The following is an 18,101-nucleotide window of genomic DNA, read 5'->3' as shown; positions in this document are numbered from 1 at the left end:
ACATATCACCAACCAATTCATAACAAGGGCGTTCACTGAAGTTATAAGCCACAATTTCCCGATTGTATAAATCTAATATAGGTGATAAATACAGTTTTTTACTTCCCACTTTAAACTCAGTTGCATCCGTTACCCATTTCTGACCAGGTTTAGTCGCCTTAAAATCACGGTTTAATAGATTGGGCACAGCACTAAGACGACATTTATAAGAACGATATTTCTTTCCTCTTATCAAGGATTTTAAGCTCATTTCTTTCATTAAACGTAGCACCTTTTTATGATTCACAATGACATTCTTATTTTGTAATTCAGCCGTAATTCGTCGATAACCATAGCGACTAAAGTTATCTTCATAAATCTTGATAATAAGCGCTTTTAATTCACTATTTTTATCAATTTTAGATTTAGCCGAATCGTGATAGTAAAAAGTACTTCGCGACAAACCTGATGCGCTAAGCAATTTATTTAAGGGGTATTTTTTCCTTAATTCATCAACTATTTGATACTTTTCTTTTTTTCTAATCTCTTTTGTCGAAGTAAGGCATCCAACTTTTTTAGATAAGCCACCTCCACTTCAAGGTCACTGACCATTTCGAGCAATTCTTCTTTTGTTTTTTCACTATTTTTTTTAACTTTTTGAGCCATTTTTTTATCTGCTTTTCCCTGTGGTGGATTCGGTGTCATTGAAAAACCTGCTTTGCCATATTTTTGGTATATTTTAAACCAGTGGCCTACATATCCAAAGTGTATATCAAACGCCAAAGCAGCTTGATTTTGTGAAAGATGATTGTCTATAAAATACCTGACCACTTTGTATTTAAAATCTGGAGAAAAATACCTTGGTTTTGTGACGGGTTTTAGTCCTTCAATGCCTTTTCTTCTATATAAATTTACCCACCATTCAACTGTATTAGCAGGCATTTGGAAGCGTCGAGCGGTTAAACCATAACCATCATTACTCTTAAAATAATGTTCAATAACTTGTTTTTTAAAATCGAATGTATATTTTTTTGCCATAATTTTGTTCCCAAAAGTAGATTTAAACAATCCAACTTTTGGGGGGCAGTTCAGCGCTATTAGCCCCTATCCCAGTTGAATTTGGGTAGCCATAAGCCGTTGATAAAATACTATGATCACTCTGCATTGTTACACTATAGGGCGCATTACAATCCTGAAAGGTATCATCTAATCCCATTTCGGTACCATTTGCGTCTCGACCAATAATGATTAAATTCCCCGTTGCAGTAATATCACCATCACCATCTTTATCAGCCCCAAAAACATTATTATTCAGTAAATCGGTCATTGAAATAGCATTTTGACCCGATGAAATAAGCGTTTTAATATCGCTAAGTTTTAAGCCTTCACGCGGCAATGGTATCGGATTGGCTTTAGATGAGGAATTGTTTTTTGGGGTTAGCACATTACCATCAGGTAGCTCGATATCTAAAAATCTATCCGTATCCCATGATTGGGTTTGCCCACCATCAAACGTTAAATAAGGAGCCGAACCCTGTATTGCTTTTACGGTTTTTGCAGGTTCAACTTTAGGTAATACCGCAAATAAAGGATGACTAATTCCTATACAACAACACAAAAATAAAATTGATTTTAAAGTAATGAAATTATTTTTTAATATTAACGATAAATCATCACAAAGGCATAATTTACGCACATAAACAAATAAAAAATTACATATGCCTAGCTGTTTAACTGTTCCAATTTCATTCCTTTTTTCCAATCTGTTGCTCCTTTGACTTCATGACAATATTCTTTTACATTGAGATCTACATCAAACAAAACGGCATAGCAACAATATTGGTATAATTTTACCAGTTTGCATATTGTGTGGCGATTGTACAATAATGTTTAATTACTGCAAATACATCTTCAACAAAAAATGATTTTCATAAATCATTAACTAAGTCAATACCATTATAATATAACAATAAGGTTTTTAACACGATATTTTTTAACATGCTGATTACTGGCATAACTAAAAATTAAGCCATTCCACCATCATTCCTATATTAAAAGGGAAAATACGTTTTATGGGAGCTTAATAAAGTGCACAAAAAACAAACTGATTGTTCTAATAGTCAAAGTGATGAAATTAATATTTTTTTTATATATTTTTTATTTCCTTTCGATTGTTTTCGGTGGATTGGGCAGGTAAAATGCGCAGAAATAAGACATCATTAAAGCAAATTTTGGAGTTCACTTAGTGAAAACATTAGTACGCAAGGTTTTGCCATGGCAGTTTATTGAACACTTCACTCGATACCGCCAACGTTTCGCTTTATTATTAGGATTATCTATCTTTTTTATTGCATTAATTATTTGTTGGAATTTATTAAAAGAAATTAATCTTAGGGACTTAAAACAAGCTTTCCGAAATCTTTCAATTAATGCAATTTTATTTTCTTGTTTATCCGCTGTGGGTAGTTATTTTATGTTGATCTGTTATGAATGGTCAGCCGCCCGTTATGCTGGTGTCAAATTAAAACCATCTGTGTTAATTCTTGGCGCAATTTGTGCCTCTGCTATCGGTAATGCAATAGGTTTGTCTGTATTATCTGGGGGAGCCGTACGATGCCGCCTTTATTTTAAACAAGGCTTGACCGCCATAGATGTCGCCAGAATGTCACTTTTTGTAACGTTATCATTGGGTTGTTCATTACCATTATTCGCTACAATTGCCGCATTAATCCACACACAACAAACAATGCTAGCGCTTCATATGTCAAAAAATGGCATATGGTTAACCGCAGCATCAGTATTTTGTTTTTATGCTTTAATTTTTGTTTTTTTGTATCGACATCAATTACCAGAAAAACCCAATAAAGACACAAGACTATTCCAATTATCCCGCTGGACAATTCGCTTACCAAATATGCGATTAGCAAGTTGTCAGCTTATTATCACTTTATTCGATGCTATTTTAGCTGGTGCTATTCTATACTTTTTATTGCCAATACAGCCTAATTTCATCACTTTTATTATGGTTTACATTCTAGCATTAGTCGCTGGTGTGCTAAGCCATGTACCTGGTGGTGTTGGTGTTTTTGAAGCTATTATGTTAGCAACATTATCGTCAGAAATTGATGCGGCATCATTAACCGTTGCACTTGTTATTTATCGAACTATTTATATTTTAATCCCACTCATTCCCGCAGGGATTTTATTATTGGTTAATGAGGGAAAGCACTATTTAACTGCACCAAAAGTAAAAGAGACCGAAACAGGCATTGCCGCTTCAGTCATGGCGTATACCGTATTTTTTGCTGGTGTTGTCATGATGTTTTCAAGTGTATTACCCGGTTTTAACCATGACTTAGTTAACACATTTATTCCCAAAAAAGTGATCAACATTGCCCATTTAATTGCTAGTTTAATCGGTATTTTATGTTTATTACTCGCAATGGGGTTACGCCGTCGACTTTTTTCGGCTTGGTGGGGTGCAGTCATATTATTATTAATAGGAAGTGTGCTTTCTTTATTACGGGGATTACATTGGATCGAAGCTGCTATATTATTAAGCATTGCCATCTTATTAATCAATTTTAGGCACTCTTTTTATAGAAAAAGCCGCTTGATAATCATTCCTTTTTCTTTCAAATTTTTTGCCATCTGTTTTGGTATGATCGCACTATTTGTATGGGTGATTTTATTTATCTATCAAGATGTACCTTATAGTCGCTCTTTATGGTGGCAATTTGAATTAGATAGCAAAGTGCCACGAGCATTACGCGCCGCCTTAGGCAGTTTTATTTTATTAAGTTGTGTTATGCTATTTTGGATTTTTCGCCCTGCATTACCCATTTTAACTAAACCCGACAAAACACAGCTTAGCAAGGCTTACCAAATTATTTTAGCCTCCAAACAACCTGAAGGTGGACTTGCCATGACTGGAGATAAGTCATTACTGTTCAATGAGGCCGAAACATCATTCATTATGTATGCAAGGCGTGGGCGAAGTATGATTGCACTTTATGACCCCATTGGTGATAGTGCTGATCGAGCTGATTTAATTTGGGCTTTTCGTGATCTTTGCGATCAACATAATCTTCGCCCTGTTTTTTATCAAGTGAAAGCAGCAAATTTACCTTTTTATATGGATATTGGTTTACGTACCGTTAAATTAGGTGAAGAAGCATTAGTCAATTTAAAAATATTTGATTTGGCATCAAAAGATTATAAAGATCTCCGCTATACATGGAACCGAGGGCAGCGTGATGGACTGTCACTAAAATTTTATCCACCAGGAACAGCACCGATTGATGAATTAAAAGCTGTATCTGATGCATGGCTTAAAAACAAACATTCAAAGGAAAAAAGGTTTTCGTTAGGATCGTTTTCTAAACAGTATTTGGATAATTTTACTATCGCTGCAATTACCTATGAAGATCGTATTATTGCTTTTGTCAATCTGTTAGAAACCAATCAAGACTATTCAGCTAGCATTGATTTAATGCGAGTAGTGCAAGATATTCCTAAATTAACCATGGAATTTTTCATGGTTGGATTAATTCTGCATTATCAGGAAAAAGGATATAAATATTTCAGCCTAGGTATGGTACCCCTTGCTGGTATGCAAAGACGCCGAGGTGCGCCTATGATTCAAAGGCTCGGTGCATTAGTTTTTCGTCGTGGTGGGCGTTTTTATAATTTTCAAGGATTACGCCGTTTTAAAGAAAAATTTGCAACACATTGGGAACCGCGTTATATGGCCGTTCCTGCGGGGCTTGATCCTTTAGTTGCAATCATTGACACAACCATGCTTATTTCAGGTGGCATAACAGGGCTAAAAAAGAATAAGAACTCATAATATGAAAAAAATAATACGTTATATTTTATTCCTAATCACCATAATACTCATAATATTACTAGGATTTATTGGTTGGTATTTGATAAAAAACCAAAGTCGTGCATCAGTAAAAACGATAACAATCAGCAATGACCTTTCGATCATATCAGCAAACCCTAAACAAAAAGCTGAAGCTGCTGCTATCATTGTTGCCACCAATAAAAATCATTTTACAGAACAACAGCTATTAGACTTATCTGAAAAAATGGGTGCCAAACTAGTGCAGTTTGAATTAAAGCCAAAAGAAAAGAGTTGTAGTGAACAACAAAACCGCTTTAATGAAGCCGTCAAGATATTAAATGAATCACAATTTGTCGTTGCAGGAATGCAAGAAGGTGCGGCTTTTGCTTACCGTTGGTTAACAGAGCAAAAAAGTGATGATGCGAAAGCACTATCAATTGAATTTACATTAAACCATAAAGATTGCGACCTCCCCTTGCCAGCACAAGCAAACCATGGAGCATGGCAAGTGATTTGGAATAACCCACCTGAAGAAGAAGTGGCTATCTTTCCTCGCGAACAAAAAAAAATCGCTGTCACAACGTCAATAGGAGAATATCAAGCCTCGCCAGTTGAACTACTAAGCTTACACCTTGCATCGGTTTTATTTGGGAAATATGAACAACTACCTGTTATTGAATTACCGGCAACTAATAAAGAAGTTCACCCAAATACAGTAACGCTTTATTATTCTGGCGATGGAGGCTGGCGTGATTTAGATAAAATATCGGCAGAATACATGGCTTCGCACGGTTATTCTGTGGTTGGAGTTGATGCATTAAAACTATTTTGGCAACATCGTTCGGTTGAACGTAGTGCTAAAGATCTGAGCTACTTAATGCAACAATACCGAGAAAAATGGGGAACAACCCGTTTTGTGCTGGCAGGGTATTCATTTGGTGGAGACATCTTACCTTCGCTTTATAATCGTTTATCAATTGCAGATCAAAATAGCGTTCAAGCAATTGTTATGATTGCCTTTTCAAAAGATGCCAATTTTGAAATCGAAATCAGTGGCTGGCTTGGCCAATCAGGCAACGAAATGAAAACAGGGCCAGAAGTCAACAAAATTCCAGCAAGCAAACTATTTTGTATTTACGGTGAAGAAGAAAAAGACGAAACAGGATGCTTACAACCAGAAATGAAAGGGGAAGCATTCAAACTACCGGGCGGACACCATTTTGATGAAAATTATGAGCATCTTGGACAAATTATTATGGATGCCATCGACAAAAGAACACAGTAAATTAATTAACAACATCAAAATATAAAAACAGCTATCAGACCCAAGAGACTAATGCGCCTTTTGGGCTTTCGTAGACAAATAAAGAATTAGCTTCTTTTTATACTAACCTTACTTTCTGACAACAGTACACCGCAAAGCGTAAACAATGTACCAATAGCAGCAATCCAAGTAAAAGGTTCATTCAAAATAACAACTGCAGCAATAATGGTAAGAATAGGGACTAAATATAAATAAATACTAATCTTGACTGCCCCTACTAATTTAACAGCATAATTCCAAGATGCAAAACAAATTGCCGAAGCACCAACACCTAAAAATAAAATATTAAGTAGATTAACAGGATCGGTAAAACGAGACAAATGCCATTCAAAATCGAAGAAAGACAATACTGGCAACATCAAAATCAGACCATAAAAAAAGAATCTTCTTGTTAATAAAATTGTATTGTAACCATAATTACTACTCTTTTTTACCAAAATTGAATAACAAGCCCAAAACAAACAAGCTAACATAGTTAGCAGATCACCAAGCGGATTGAGTGAAAGAACAAACTTGCCATTAAAACTAATAAACCCAACACCAACAACGGCAAATAAGCAACCAATATAAAAACGCTTAGGTGGTGTTTCGGCCTTTAAAAAGAATATCGATAATATCGCAGTAAATATTGGCGCTAAAGTAGTAATAACTCCAACGTTAGACGCTGTTGTATAGGTTAATGCAATATTTTCACACAAAAAATAACAAGTGACACCACACAGCCCAGCACACAAAAACATAAACTCTTTTTTAAAACCCTGCCATGCCAAAAAACGCGGTGCTAAGATCCAAAGGACAACATACCCTAAACTAAATCGAAAAAACAGAATTTCAATCGGCTTAAAATCGATTAATAAAACTTTAGTTGCAATAAAAGTTGTTCCCCAAATAAACACTGTCATAAGTGCAACAAGGTGCCCTTGTATTCTTTTTGTAAATAACATGAAAACTCTCTCAGCTCACATAAATAAAACTATTATTAAAGCGCATTTTATTGCTAGATATTTATTTTTAGAATTAGCAACTCAACATAAAGTGAAAAATATTGAAGGAGGAATTGATAAAATTATGCTATTTAATAACCCAAATAGATACTATATTTCTGTTTAACTAAACGCAAATTATTTTTCACCAAAAACAAGGCAAAAAAAATCCACTCGAATATTCGAGTGGAGGGCAAAAAATGAAAAACATAATCTGTTAATATAGACAATCTAAATAGCAAAAAGTTCAATTTAATTTCACCTATTTTTTAATATTTAATGAAAAAATCAATAACACAATGATTTTTAATAAATAATTGTTTTATTTTTTTTAAAATTTAAAATAAAGTTATCAATACAATAAAACCTTATCTATTAATTTTAATCAAAGCACAAAATCAGTACACAACCAACATTACTATCTAAACTATTACAAATTTTATTTTTGACTGATACACATACTTTCTTAAAACTCATTAACAGACATAAAATCGGCTAATTTTGATTGAATTACAATTCTAAAAAATAGCGATATACTGTTACAAAATGATGTAAACAAAATTATGTAGGCGAGTATATGAAAAAGAACGTAGTTTTATTCAGTAAAATTCCTGCTGACCAACAAACTAGACTAGAACAAGCTTTCAATTTAACCGTATTTGATGACAACACAGATTACAATTCAACAAGTTATACTAACGCACTAGCTAATGCCGAAGGTATGATTGGCAACATCTCCACTCGTATTGACGACAACTTTTTAGCCAAAATGCCAAAATTAAAAGCAGCAGCAACCATTTCAGTTGGTTTTGATAACTACGATCTTAATGCCTTAAAAAAACACGGCATCCGATTAATGAATACACCAAAAGTATTAACTGAAAGCACCGCAGATCTAATTTTTACACTAATGATGGCAACCGCACGCCGAACTGTTGAATTATCTAACCTCATTCATAACGGAAAATGGAAAAAAGGGATCACACCGGAATATTATGGAACCGATATTTACGGGAAAACCATCGGTATTTTAGGCATGGGACGAATTGGACAAGCGATTGCCAAACGCGCTCATTGTGGCTTTGATATGAACATTATTTATTACAATCGATCAGCTCGGCATGATATCGAACAAACTTATAATGCTAAACGTCTTGAACTCGACAACGTATTAAGACAAGCCGATTTTATAGTGATCATCCTACCTTTAACCGAAGAAACGACAAAACTAATCACAAAAGAAAAACTCGCCTTAATGAAACCATCAGCCATACTCATTAACGGCGCAAGGGGCAAAATTATTGATCAACAAGCATTATTTGAAGCACTAAAAAATAAAACCATCAAAGCTGCAGGACTAGACGTATTCGAGATAGAACCGCTCCCAACTAACTCACCATTGCTACAGCTTGATAACGTATTATTATCGCCTCATGTAGGATCAGCAACGGTAGAAACTCGTTACGCGATGGCAAAATGTGCTGTTGATAATATCATTGCGGCATTAAAAGACGAAAAACCAACCGAAAACTGGGTCAATCCCGAAGTCGGCTAACTTGTATTCATACTTGAATTCACCTATAATGGCCCGATATTGTACATAGTTACAAATCACAATTGGGGCTGATTCTGGATTCGACGGGATTTGCGAAACCCAAGGTGCATGCCGAGGTGCGGTAGGCCTCGTAAATAAACCGCAAAAAAATAGTCGCAAACGACGAAAACTACGCACTAGCAGCTTAATAACCTGTATAGAGCCTTCTCTCCCTAGCCTCCGCTCGTAGGACGGGGATCAAGAGGAGTCAAACCCAAACGAGATCGTGTGGAAGCCTTGCTTGGGGCGGAAGCATTAAACTTAATCAAGCTAGTTTATCAGTGGCGTGTTTGTTCGCAGCGGGTAGATGAAATCTAAAAACAAACTACGCATGTAGTACCGAGGATGTAGAGATTTCGGACGCGGGTTCAACTCCCGCCAGCTCCACCACTATCACTCTTAAAATAAAAACTATTTACACACGGGATTTTTACCCCTAATACAAAACTCATCCCTTTATAGAACTTGCTTAACCAAACTCATAATATATTCTAAGTTTTTGGTATCAGACACGGTTAACTCATAATCACCAGTCGCCCAATGACCAATATTTGAAACATCTTTGGTTAATTTTTTAGGGTCGTCAAGATTGCCTTTTTTAGCATTAATCCAGATTTTTAATGATTTATTTTTTAAGTGTATAGAAACAATATTATTTTTACCTTGTTTAAAAGCAACATAAAACTTTTTGGGTGATATTTCTAGCTCTGTTGATAAGGCTAAAATCGCATTTTTAAAGCTTTCATAAAGTTCTAGTACATCATCAGATTTATCCTTTAAATGATAATCTTCATCATATACAATTAATTCTTTAGTCACTTTATCTAATACAGAATTTTTTGTATGTTGTACTTGTTTAATACTTGGTGCAGACTTAGAACGTTTGATCGGATTAATCGAAATTAAATCGTTATCAAACCGTTTAATTTCCCACAGTTCTATTGCTAAATCTTTAAAGTTAGTCGACTGTTTTTGGTAGTCAGTAAAAGAAGGGGAAACAAAAATAATTTTGCTTTGCGACCAGTCAATTTGGTTACGTTTTAAATTAGCTTGGCAAGATTCATTATACTCAACAATAAAATCAGCCTGATAATCAAGCATAAGATTTAAATAGGTTACACCCTGATCGATAACACTAAAATTACGTTCACGTTTATATTCAATAATGACAAAGGCATTTGATTCGGTATCATATGCTAAGGTATCGATACGGTAATCTTTAATTTTGAATTCAGATTTTACAAAAGTTAAATTACCAATAATATCTAAATTATTTTCAAATAATATTTGAATTTCTTTTTCTAGCTTAAAAGGTTTTTCTTTCAAAAGCGTTAGCTCTTGATTTTTATTTAAAAAAACTTGCATTGTTCTCCCAGCCTAGTTTGGTAAATATTATTGTTGAATAAAGCACCTTAATTTCTAATGCTAACAACATATATAATAAAATAAATTAATTAAACAAATTAATTTTTATTATATCTCATGATACTGCCCAAACCAATCAGGCTCTAGCGTGGGTATATAAGGAAAATCAGTGGGTTTATCTTTATTTGCTTTTAATTCGTGGCAATATTGTTGATACTGATCTTTTGACATAAATATACCAGATAACTCATTGCCGCTATTAATAGCATAGAATTTATAGTCCGAATCCTTAAGTTGCTGGTTCACGATATCAAACAATGCAAAAGTGGCATATCCCCACGACAAATATTCTGTTTTTTGATCATCGCTGTTGTATATAAAATAAATTTTATTGTTTACTTTGACTCGATACTCAGCATTATCAATAGCTATTAACTCTTCAATTTCAGCTGGCTTTACTACATAATTTTTTAAATGAGGAACCACATATTGGTCATATATCTTTTTAATACCTTGCTCAGCAAGATCCTCTGCATCTAGAGAAATTGTATTATCCCAATTGATTGAATTGTTCAGTACATTATTTTTTCCTATGGTTGGCATAAAATATAATATAAACAAAAATGAGAAAATAATAAAAAAAGTACCTAAAAAAAACCTTTCCATAATCAATTTATACAATAAGCCCGATAACTCATAATAAAACAATATAATAAGTTTTTATACAGATTTTAGCAATTCAGATTAAATAACCTGGCTCAATTAAAAATTTGTTAACCAAGCCAGACAAGAAATATTAATCAACAATCACTCGTCCATTCAAAGGTTGAACTGGACGGTTGTTATCATGATGTATGATTGAATGGAACTTTTCAATTTGTTCAGCAGATGCACTACTTTCTTGCTCTAACACAATCCATCGAACACCTTCAGAGCAAGGTGGCGTTGTCAAAGATCCACTAAAGCGATAAAAATCTAACCTATTCGGTAATAAAGCCTTAATATCGACAGGCTGATTTAATGCTGCTGTATCCCCTTCTTCTTCTGGCATTTGTTGCCAAGCTTTCGCCAATTCAGGGTTAGCTTTTCCTTTATTAAACATCAGGCCGATAACCGCTAAGTCACCATTTTTGTTTTTATAAACAAAATGAGCCTCCATAGGAAATTGTTTGCCTTTAATCTTATTTTCGCTTGGTGTGTGGAAATGGAATTGTTGTAACGTAAACACTTCGTTGTCAATTTCAAGCGTATTGCCATCATTAACATTAACTTGAATTGTATGACCGTTATTGATGATTTCTTGCTTACTTTGTTTAAATGCTAGTTTAAGCTTGTCATGGTGCGTTTTAAAAACATGCTCAATATTGATAGGTGATTGGTTTTTTCCAGTTTCGCAGGTTGAAAATTCTGGCGAAAGACTTCCCCAATTTTCTGGGCTATTTTCACCTTCGTAGCCCCAATGAGGAGCGGGTTCTGTTGCAGCACAAGATAGACTTGTAACCATTAAGGCCGCAATTATTGCATTAAATTTCATCTTGATTTTACGCTAGAAAGTTGATTAGTGGGAACCAAATTATACGCCACAAAAAATCACCTTACTAGAATCGTACATCATCACTTTTTAATATTTTTATAAAAAAATTGTTTGACATTTATACAAAAAAACAGGCTAGAAAATAGCCTGTTTTATTTGGTGCTAATTTTACTCAATTTTTATGATAATAATGTCCAATTATTTATATTAAGAAACTATTTACTCCTTGAGCATCGTCGGTCGGAAGTGGCACGATTATGGGGCTCAGCCGCCACGGCGCACCCCCTAATAAGCACCCCAACTGGGCGCTGTTCTTTGTCAGATTATCTTTAATTAGCACCATAAGCACTCTCACAGCTTAAGGATTAAAGACTAAAAGTCAAGGTGTTACGCAAATGCCACGATGGTAAAAACTGGTGCTAGAGTTTTCTATGTGGCCGTCAAGCGAGTGGACCAATAAATCTACTACGTCACTCGCCCAGTAGGTTTTAGTTGAGATATTATAAAATCCCGAGATGCCCCACTCCGAAAAAAATCCTCCCCCTATTCGACGCTTATAATAATTGCCTGTTGACGACGGCGTGGCGCCAATAACAGGGGTACTACCTGTCTTCACTGCGTTAGTCAAGTCCCTAACCTGTGGCATACGATAACCCAAACTACTACACCAAGATGAATGGTTAACCCTGGCAGCTTCAATAGTTCGGTCCACGAACCACTTCTGCAATACAAAACCATACTTGACCACCACATTACCACTGCTATCCCTACCCTCTAACTCAAAGGTCTGCGGTAAAATTGGCACACTTAGACGACTCGGATTATTTGAACCTATCTGGCTATTATTTGCCTTAGGACCATTTAACGTTACCCGAGTTACATATTGGGATCTATCATGAATCCAAGCATCGTATTCTATGTTGCGTCCCTGTAAGTCAGTGAATGAGCCTGAACGTGGTCTTACCCGACGCACTGTCGCTGTTATTCCCTCATGCGTAACGGGAGACCAAGTCAACTGATTTTCATCTACTCCACCTATATCTAAATCAAAATAAAGACCATTAGCACCTGTTGTCGGAAAATTAAGACCGTAAGAGGATGGGGTTGTAGACTGAATTAAAAAGCCCTTTTCAGGATTCCATATGCTAGATGGGCCTGCATAGCGACTGTCATCAATCCTCGCACTAATAATAAAATAATCAGCGCTACCAAAATACAAACTCGGCCTTGCGTTACAGACTTTAGCCCCTTTTGGACTGATATAATAAACCACGAGCGAACTACGACCAAAAGTACTGCTATTTGGCACGCCATACTGGGTCGTTAAATTTCCACCAGAAGTACGTAATCTGACTTCATAAGGCGCCTTACAGGGATCTAAAATATCACTACGGCTAACTGTAAGATTATTCTTATCAGCAAAATTCACCGATAAATTCCCCGTTGCTGTTAGGCCATTAGTACCCTGTCCATCTCCATCGTCATCCCCCCAATAATGATATGTATTCACTAAATCGTTTAAACTCACTGAATAGAAAACACCCGATTGGTTGACTGATGGTGGCACAAAAGTAACTATATCACCCATAGTATCCCCTGCATTAGATAACCTTATTGGGTTTGTGGCACTTGATGTGTTGGTTGACGGTGTAAAAGTTCTACCATCCGACAACGTAATAGACAATAAACTATCTGTTGAAGTCGCTTTAGTTCGACCTCCATCAAACGTTAAATACGGTGCACTCCCCTCTATTGCCCTTGACGTATATGCCGTCAACGCCTGTGTTCCTTGCGTATATGATAATAAGAGCAGTGGCGCAAAAACCAACGCGGATTTAGATAATAATGAAGATTTAGATAACAATTTGGAAATCGGCGATCGTCTTGCCGATAAAGTTGTCGATTTCGGTAATGAAAATAAGAATGGTGTCTGTTTTTGACTACCGTGAGATTCAATAAGTTTTAGGGCGTAGGTTTGGCAGGCCAGATGCCAGATGCCAGATGCCAAGTATGATAGCGCATTTCGTTCATCCTGTCAAGTAAATTTTTGTTTTATTTAGATTTTTTATAATTAACTGCTCAACTAATGAGCTTTCCCTTGCTTTAAAAGCGGTGAAATTATAATCTGTTGAATAATAATGCGCTAGTTTTTTTGTTAAAAATTTGTAAAGTTTTGTTAAGTTAATGGGATTAAGCTTTTTGTTGCGTGTTTTGGAGAATGGTTTTGGTGTTTTTTTAAACAAAAACACTAAACAAAAAACATTAATAAAATCAATACCTTTCCTGACAACTTTTTGACGGAAAATAAATCCTTTTTTGTTTTGGTGGATGGATTGGGTGCATTGGTTTCTGACGTTTGTAGTTTAATGTCAAAATAGCTATAGCGATCACGTCCGAGTTAGGGAGTTAAAGCGAATTCCCTGAGAATCCACGCTTTGGCTGCAGAATGTGTCCTTCGACAACCAACGCCGTCGCTCGGTCTTAACGCATCGACTATGATTACTCATATCATCGTGATACTCGGCTCTTTGAGGACATCTTCTCGATACTCAAATGTTTAAATTTGTTCCAGACAAAACACAGACTCGTCAAACATCCCTGTTTGGCGTGCTGACCGCCTCTATTATCGGCACATTCTGACGCCGAAATAAGGCACACAACATAACCTTGGGTGTTTTTTGTGAGTTGCTTTTTGTAAAAAAATAACGCAATTAAATCCAAAAAGTGGTCAGGAAAGGTATTGATTTTATTGAAGTTTTTGTTTTGCTATTTTCAAGAAAAATCAATTATTTACCCAACCTAAACAAGGATCCGGCATACAAAAAATTAACAAAACCACGAATAAAGCGCTTTAATAACAGCCATTTAACCATCAAAAAATCGTTCAGGAAAGGTACTGATTTTATTAAAGTTTTTATTTTATGTTTTTAACAAAACATTATGACCTTTCTATTCTTAAAATAAAATAGCCCACTTTCCATAAAAGTGAAAAGTGGGCTATTTATATTGGTTACTTACTTGTTATCTAAAATTCGGCTTACTTTTACTAAATAATTCCGCGACTCTTGCGAAACATGCGAAGTGACTAGCTTTCGATATACTTGTTGCGGTGTCATTGAGTTGATAATGTTGATGGCTTCGTTGCGATCATTTGAAAACGTACGCAACACGCTACCCGCCCCGCCGTTGTAAGAAGTAATCATTGCATATCTTAATGAAATTGGGTTGTTAATGCCTGCTAAGTACTTGGTTTTTAATAATGATAAGTACGCTGTTCCCATATCGACATTATTACGCGGATCTAGTAAGAACTTTCTACTTGGTTCACCGGATTTTCCTCGTAATTTAAAAATATCACGACCTGCAGTATGTTGTTGTACTTGCATTAATCCAAGTGCATCTGTACGGCTAACCGCATAGGGGTTAAATGCGGATTCAACTTCCATAATGGCAAGTATCAAGCGTTCGTCGATAAAATAACGATTTGACGCTTCGGTAACAATTGGTAAGAATTTTTTAGCTCGTTGGTTAATGTGGTTAGGAACAAGTTTGATTTCAACATAGGCGATTTTATGTGGGCCAGAGGTGCGGAATTTTAGGTTGTTGGCAAGAACATAATCAGCAAAGCTGTTGGCCCGACCGCTCCAGCGAATCGGTTGGTGGTCTTGGTCTAATACCTGATTAAATAAAAATGGATCTTTAGATAAGTTTTGGCTGATCTTATCGTGGCGAATAATATCAACCGGCTCTGGCATGAGTAATGTTGAAACGATCGCTTCTTTTAAATTTTCGATCGGCGATTCGGCCATGGTTTCAATGGTTATGACACCAGAAACGAAGTTAATATGGACACGGGTTTTGAGATTATCTTCATATTGAACATAGTCTTTAGGACCCGCTATAAGGACTTCTTTTGGCCCCCAAATTTGTTCGATGTTATTAGCATATTGGCTGATTAAGATATTGAAGGCATTGGTATCTTTGACGTAATAGTCTTCATCATCTTTGTGCGAATTTTGGCTAGGACAGCCTGTTAGTAGGCTGACAGTAATAATTAATGCAATGAGCTTTTTGCTATTTTTCATTTTTTATCTCAATTTTGAGGTTTATACCCATCAATAACAACATCTTCACCTTCGAATAGGAATTTAACCATTTCGGTTTCAATTTTTTTGCGGTGTTCTGGATTCATCATGTTAAATTTATTTTCGTTAATTAGCATGGTTTGCTTTTTGAGCCACTCTTGCCATGCTTGTTTTGATATTTCATTAAAAATTCGCTTGCCTAGCTCTCCCGGATAAAGCTGGAAATCTAAACCATCCGCTTCTTTTTTTAAATAATGGCAATAAATAACACGACTCATTTTTATCTCTTTTTAAGTACAATTAACGAACAGTTGCTGATTATACCTGAAAATAATTAGAGAGCAGAAGAAAATTATTGAATAAGTTTGCAAATTAAAATCGTTTTCCTAATGAATATTAATTTAAAATAACTGAATAATTATTTACTTTACACTGCAATTAATTCGCTTAAAATAATATGAATCATTTAATAAAAATAAATAAGGATGAAACAATGCCTGCAAAAATCACTCGTGAACTTTTTGATCAAGTCATTTTACCTGTTTATGCACCGGCTCAATTTATTCCTGTCAAAGGTCAAGGTAGTCGTGTTTGGGATCAAAATGGTGAAGAATATATTGATTTTGCCGGCGGCATTGCAGTTAATGCACTTGGTCATTGTAACCCTCGGTTAGTAAAAGCCTTACATGAGCAAAGCGAAAAGTTGTGGCATGTTAGTAATGTATTTACTAATGAACCCGCATTAAATCTAGCTCAAAAACTGATTGACAATACTTTTGCTGATCGTGTTTTTTTTGCTAACTCGGGGGCGGAAGCTAATGAGGCCGCATTTAAGCTAGCGCGATATTATGCAGCACAAAGATATAGCCCTTATAAGAGCAAAATCATTGCTTTTTATCAATCTTTTCATGGCCGTACGTTTTTTACTGTTTCGGTAGGCGGACAGGCAAAATATTCTGATGGTTTTGGACCAAAACCAGCTGATATCATTCATGTTCCATTTAATGATCTTGATGCGGTAAAAGCGGTAATCGATGATCATACTTGTGCTATTGTATTAGAGCCTGTTCAGGGCGAAGGTGGATTAACATCAGCAACACCTGAATTTTTGCAAGGTGTTCGCAAACTATGTGATGAATATAAAACATTACTAGTGTTTGATGAGGTGCAGTGCGGCATGGGAAGAACAGGTAGTTTATATACTTATCAGCAATATGGTGTGACGCCTGATATTCTAACCTCGGCTAAGGCATTAGGAGGTGGCTTTCCAATTAGTGCGATGTTAACAACCAATGACATTGCTTCAGTCATGCATCCCGGCGTACATGGTACGACTTATGGTGGCAATCCCCTTGCTTGTGCTGTGGCTTGTGAAGCCTTTGATATCATCAATTCCCCTGAAGTACTTGAAGGCGTAGAAAACCGACGCGCACTGTTCATTGAACAACTTGAAGAAATTAATGATAAATTCAAGCTTTTCCGCCAATATCGAGGAAAAGGATTATTGTTAGGTGCAGAACTACAACCTGAGTACCATAATAAAGCCCGAGATTTTTTAAATGCCGCCACTGAGAGTCAAGTGATGATTTTAAATGCAGGTCCAAATGTACTGCGTTTTACCCCATCTTTGCTAATAACCGAGGAAGAAATTAAAGAAGGTATGAGACGATTGACAAAAGCCGTCGAAAAAGTTGTCAATGCTTGAGTTTTTCTATACAGTAACAGCATTTTAATCAATTAAATGCCATTAGCGCATTTAAAGGATACTTTTTTATGACCGATATTCGACCATTAAACTATGCAAAAACACATTTTATTTTAAGTGCACCTGATATATCTCATTTACCAAGTGATAGCGGGGTTGAAGTAGCATTTGCCGGTAGATCTAATGCAGGCAAATCCAGCGCACTTAACACGTTGACCAATCAAAAAGCATTAGCCAGAACTAGTAAAACGCCAGGAAGAACACAATTAATCAATCTTTTTGAAGTGGAAGAAAATTGCCGACTCGTTGATTTGCCCGGTTATGGCTATGCGCAAGTTCCCGAAGCAATAAAACGTAAATGGCAGAAATCGTTAGGAGAATACCTTCAAAAACGCGAAAGCTTGAAAGGGTTGATTGTATTAATGGATATAAGACATCCTTTAAAAGATTTAGATCAACAAATGATTGAGTGGGCCGTCTCGGTTGATATTCCCGTGATGTTACTATTAACTAAAGCCGATAAATTGGCTTCTGGCGCACAAAAAAAACAGGTCAACATGGTTAAAGAAGCGATTTTACCTTTTCAGGGCGATATTACTGTTGCACCTTTTTCATCACCTAAACGCATGGGTTTAGAGCCTTTAAAACAGAAGTTAGATGAATGGTTTAGCCAACAATGAAAC

At 35.8% G+C, this 18,101-nt stretch carries 15 protein-coding genes and 1 other RNA gene; 6 read left to right on the top strand and 10 right to left on the bottom strand.

The genetic code is table 11. The features are described from left to right. The 3 genes from ACYIAJ_RS10280 to ACYIAJ_RS10270 form a co-directional block, all read right to left on the bottom strand. The coding region (locus tag ACYIAJ_RS10280) for an IS3 family transposase (protein ID WP_483564480.1) at positions 1-499 on the bottom strand (499 nt) is incomplete at its 3' end. Then, positions 496-1,017, bottom strand: coding sequence for a transposase (locus ACYIAJ_RS10275; RefSeq protein WP_483564745.1), 522 nt, complete (start codon positions 1,015-1,017; stop codon positions 496-498). The genes ACYIAJ_RS10275 and ACYIAJ_RS10280, both read right to left, overlap by 4 nt. A 22-nt stretch (positions 1,018-1,039) precedes the next feature. Continuing rightward, positions 1,040-1,741 (bottom strand): hypothetical protein, encoded by a 702-nt coding sequence (locus ACYIAJ_RS10270; RefSeq protein WP_483564744.1) that lies wholly within the window; start codon positions 1,739-1,741, stop codon positions 1,040-1,042. Between the two features lie 483 nt (positions 1,742-2,224). On the opposite strand from ACYIAJ_RS10270, the gene mprF reads away from it, so the two are divergent. Together mprF and ACYIAJ_RS10260 are read left to right on the top strand one after the other, a co-directional pair. Next, on the top strand, positions 2,225-4,828 hold the full coding sequence (mprF, locus tag ACYIAJ_RS10265; RefSeq protein ID WP_483560235.1) for a bifunctional lysylphosphatidylglycerol flippase/synthetase MprF: 2,604 nt from the start codon (positions 2,225-2,227) through the stop codon (positions 4,826-4,828). 1 nt (position 4,829) lies between these two features. Beyond that, positions 4,830-6,113 (top strand): virulence factor family protein, encoded by a 1,284-nt coding sequence (locus ACYIAJ_RS10260; protein WP_483560236.1) that lies wholly within the window; start codon positions 4,830-4,832, stop codon positions 6,111-6,113. 86 nt (positions 6,114-6,199) lie between these two features. Here ACYIAJ_RS10260 and ACYIAJ_RS10255 read toward each other — a convergent pair whose 3' ends face one another. Next, positions 6,200-7,096 carry a DMT family transporter gene (locus ACYIAJ_RS10255; protein ID WP_483560238.1) on the bottom strand — a complete coding sequence of 299 codons (897 nt, stop codon included), beginning with the start codon at positions 7,094-7,096 and terminating at the stop codon, positions 6,200-6,202. Positions 7,097-7,712: 616 nt separating this feature from the next. Here ACYIAJ_RS10255 and ACYIAJ_RS10250 point away from each other — a divergent pair. Further along, entirely contained in the window at positions 7,713-8,690 is a 978-nt protein-coding gene (locus ACYIAJ_RS10250; protein ID WP_483564743.1) for a 2-hydroxyacid dehydrogenase, read from the top strand. Between the two features lie 64 nt (positions 8,691-8,754). After that, positions 8,755-9,119, top strand: a transfer-messenger RNA (tmRNA) gene (ssrA, locus tag ACYIAJ_RS10245). Between the two features lie 66 nt (positions 9,120-9,185). Here the strand turns inward: ssrA and ACYIAJ_RS10240 are convergent. From ACYIAJ_RS10240 to ACYIAJ_RS10215, 6 genes are all read right to left on the bottom strand, one after another. Further along, a complete protein-coding gene (locus tag ACYIAJ_RS10240) occupies positions 9,186-10,094 on the bottom strand; it encodes a DUF5655 domain-containing protein (RefSeq protein WP_483560242.1) in 909 nt (302 codons plus the stop codon). A gap of 108 nt (positions 10,095-10,202) precedes the next feature. Continuing rightward, entirely contained in the window at positions 10,203-10,760 is a 558-nt protein-coding gene (locus tag ACYIAJ_RS10235) for a hypothetical protein (RefSeq protein ID WP_483564742.1), read from the bottom strand. A gap of 130 nt (positions 10,761-10,890) precedes the next feature. After that, positions 10,891-11,628, bottom strand: a complete 738-nt coding sequence (locus tag ACYIAJ_RS10230; RefSeq protein ID WP_483560246.1) for a carbonic anhydrase — start codon at positions 11,626-11,628, stop codon at positions 10,891-10,893. A gap of 379 nt (positions 11,629-12,007) precedes the next feature. Further along, a complete protein-coding gene (locus tag ACYIAJ_RS10225) occupies positions 12,008-13,636 on the bottom strand; it encodes a hypothetical protein (RefSeq protein ID WP_483560248.1) in 1,629 nt (542 codons plus the stop codon). 1,006 nt (positions 13,637-14,642) lie between these two features. Then, on the bottom strand, positions 14,643-15,713 hold the full coding sequence (mltC, locus tag ACYIAJ_RS10220; protein WP_483560250.1) for a membrane-bound lytic murein transglycosylase MltC: 1,071 nt from the start codon (positions 15,711-15,713) through the stop codon (positions 14,643-14,645). An 8-nt stretch (positions 15,714-15,721) separates the two neighbouring features. Further along, positions 15,722-15,991, bottom strand: coding sequence for an oxidative damage protection protein (locus tag ACYIAJ_RS10215; protein WP_160403950.1), 270 nt, complete (start codon positions 15,989-15,991; stop codon positions 15,722-15,724). A 215-nt stretch (positions 15,992-16,206) separates the two neighbouring features. Between ACYIAJ_RS10215 and argD the strand changes: the two genes are divergently transcribed. Together argD and yihA are read left to right on the top strand one after the other, a co-directional pair. After that, complete coding sequence (gene argD, locus ACYIAJ_RS10210) at positions 16,207-17,418, top strand: bifunctional acetylornithine/succinyldiaminopimelate transaminase (protein ID WP_483560252.1); 1,212 nt, start codon at positions 16,207-16,209, stop codon at positions 17,416-17,418. A gap of 77 nt (positions 17,419-17,495) precedes the next feature. After that, the gene (gene yihA, locus ACYIAJ_RS10205) at positions 17,496-18,098 is read left to right on the top strand and encodes a ribosome biogenesis GTP-binding protein YihA/YsxC (protein ID WP_174787044.1); all 603 of its coding nucleotides are present in this window, start codon (positions 17,496-17,498) and stop codon (positions 18,096-18,098) included. Positions 18,099-18,101 lie beyond the last annotated feature (3 nt).

It is taken from the genome of Gilliamella sp. X-46 (assembly GCF_057063525.1).
This window is presented reverse-complemented; position numbering and strand designations above follow the sequence as displayed.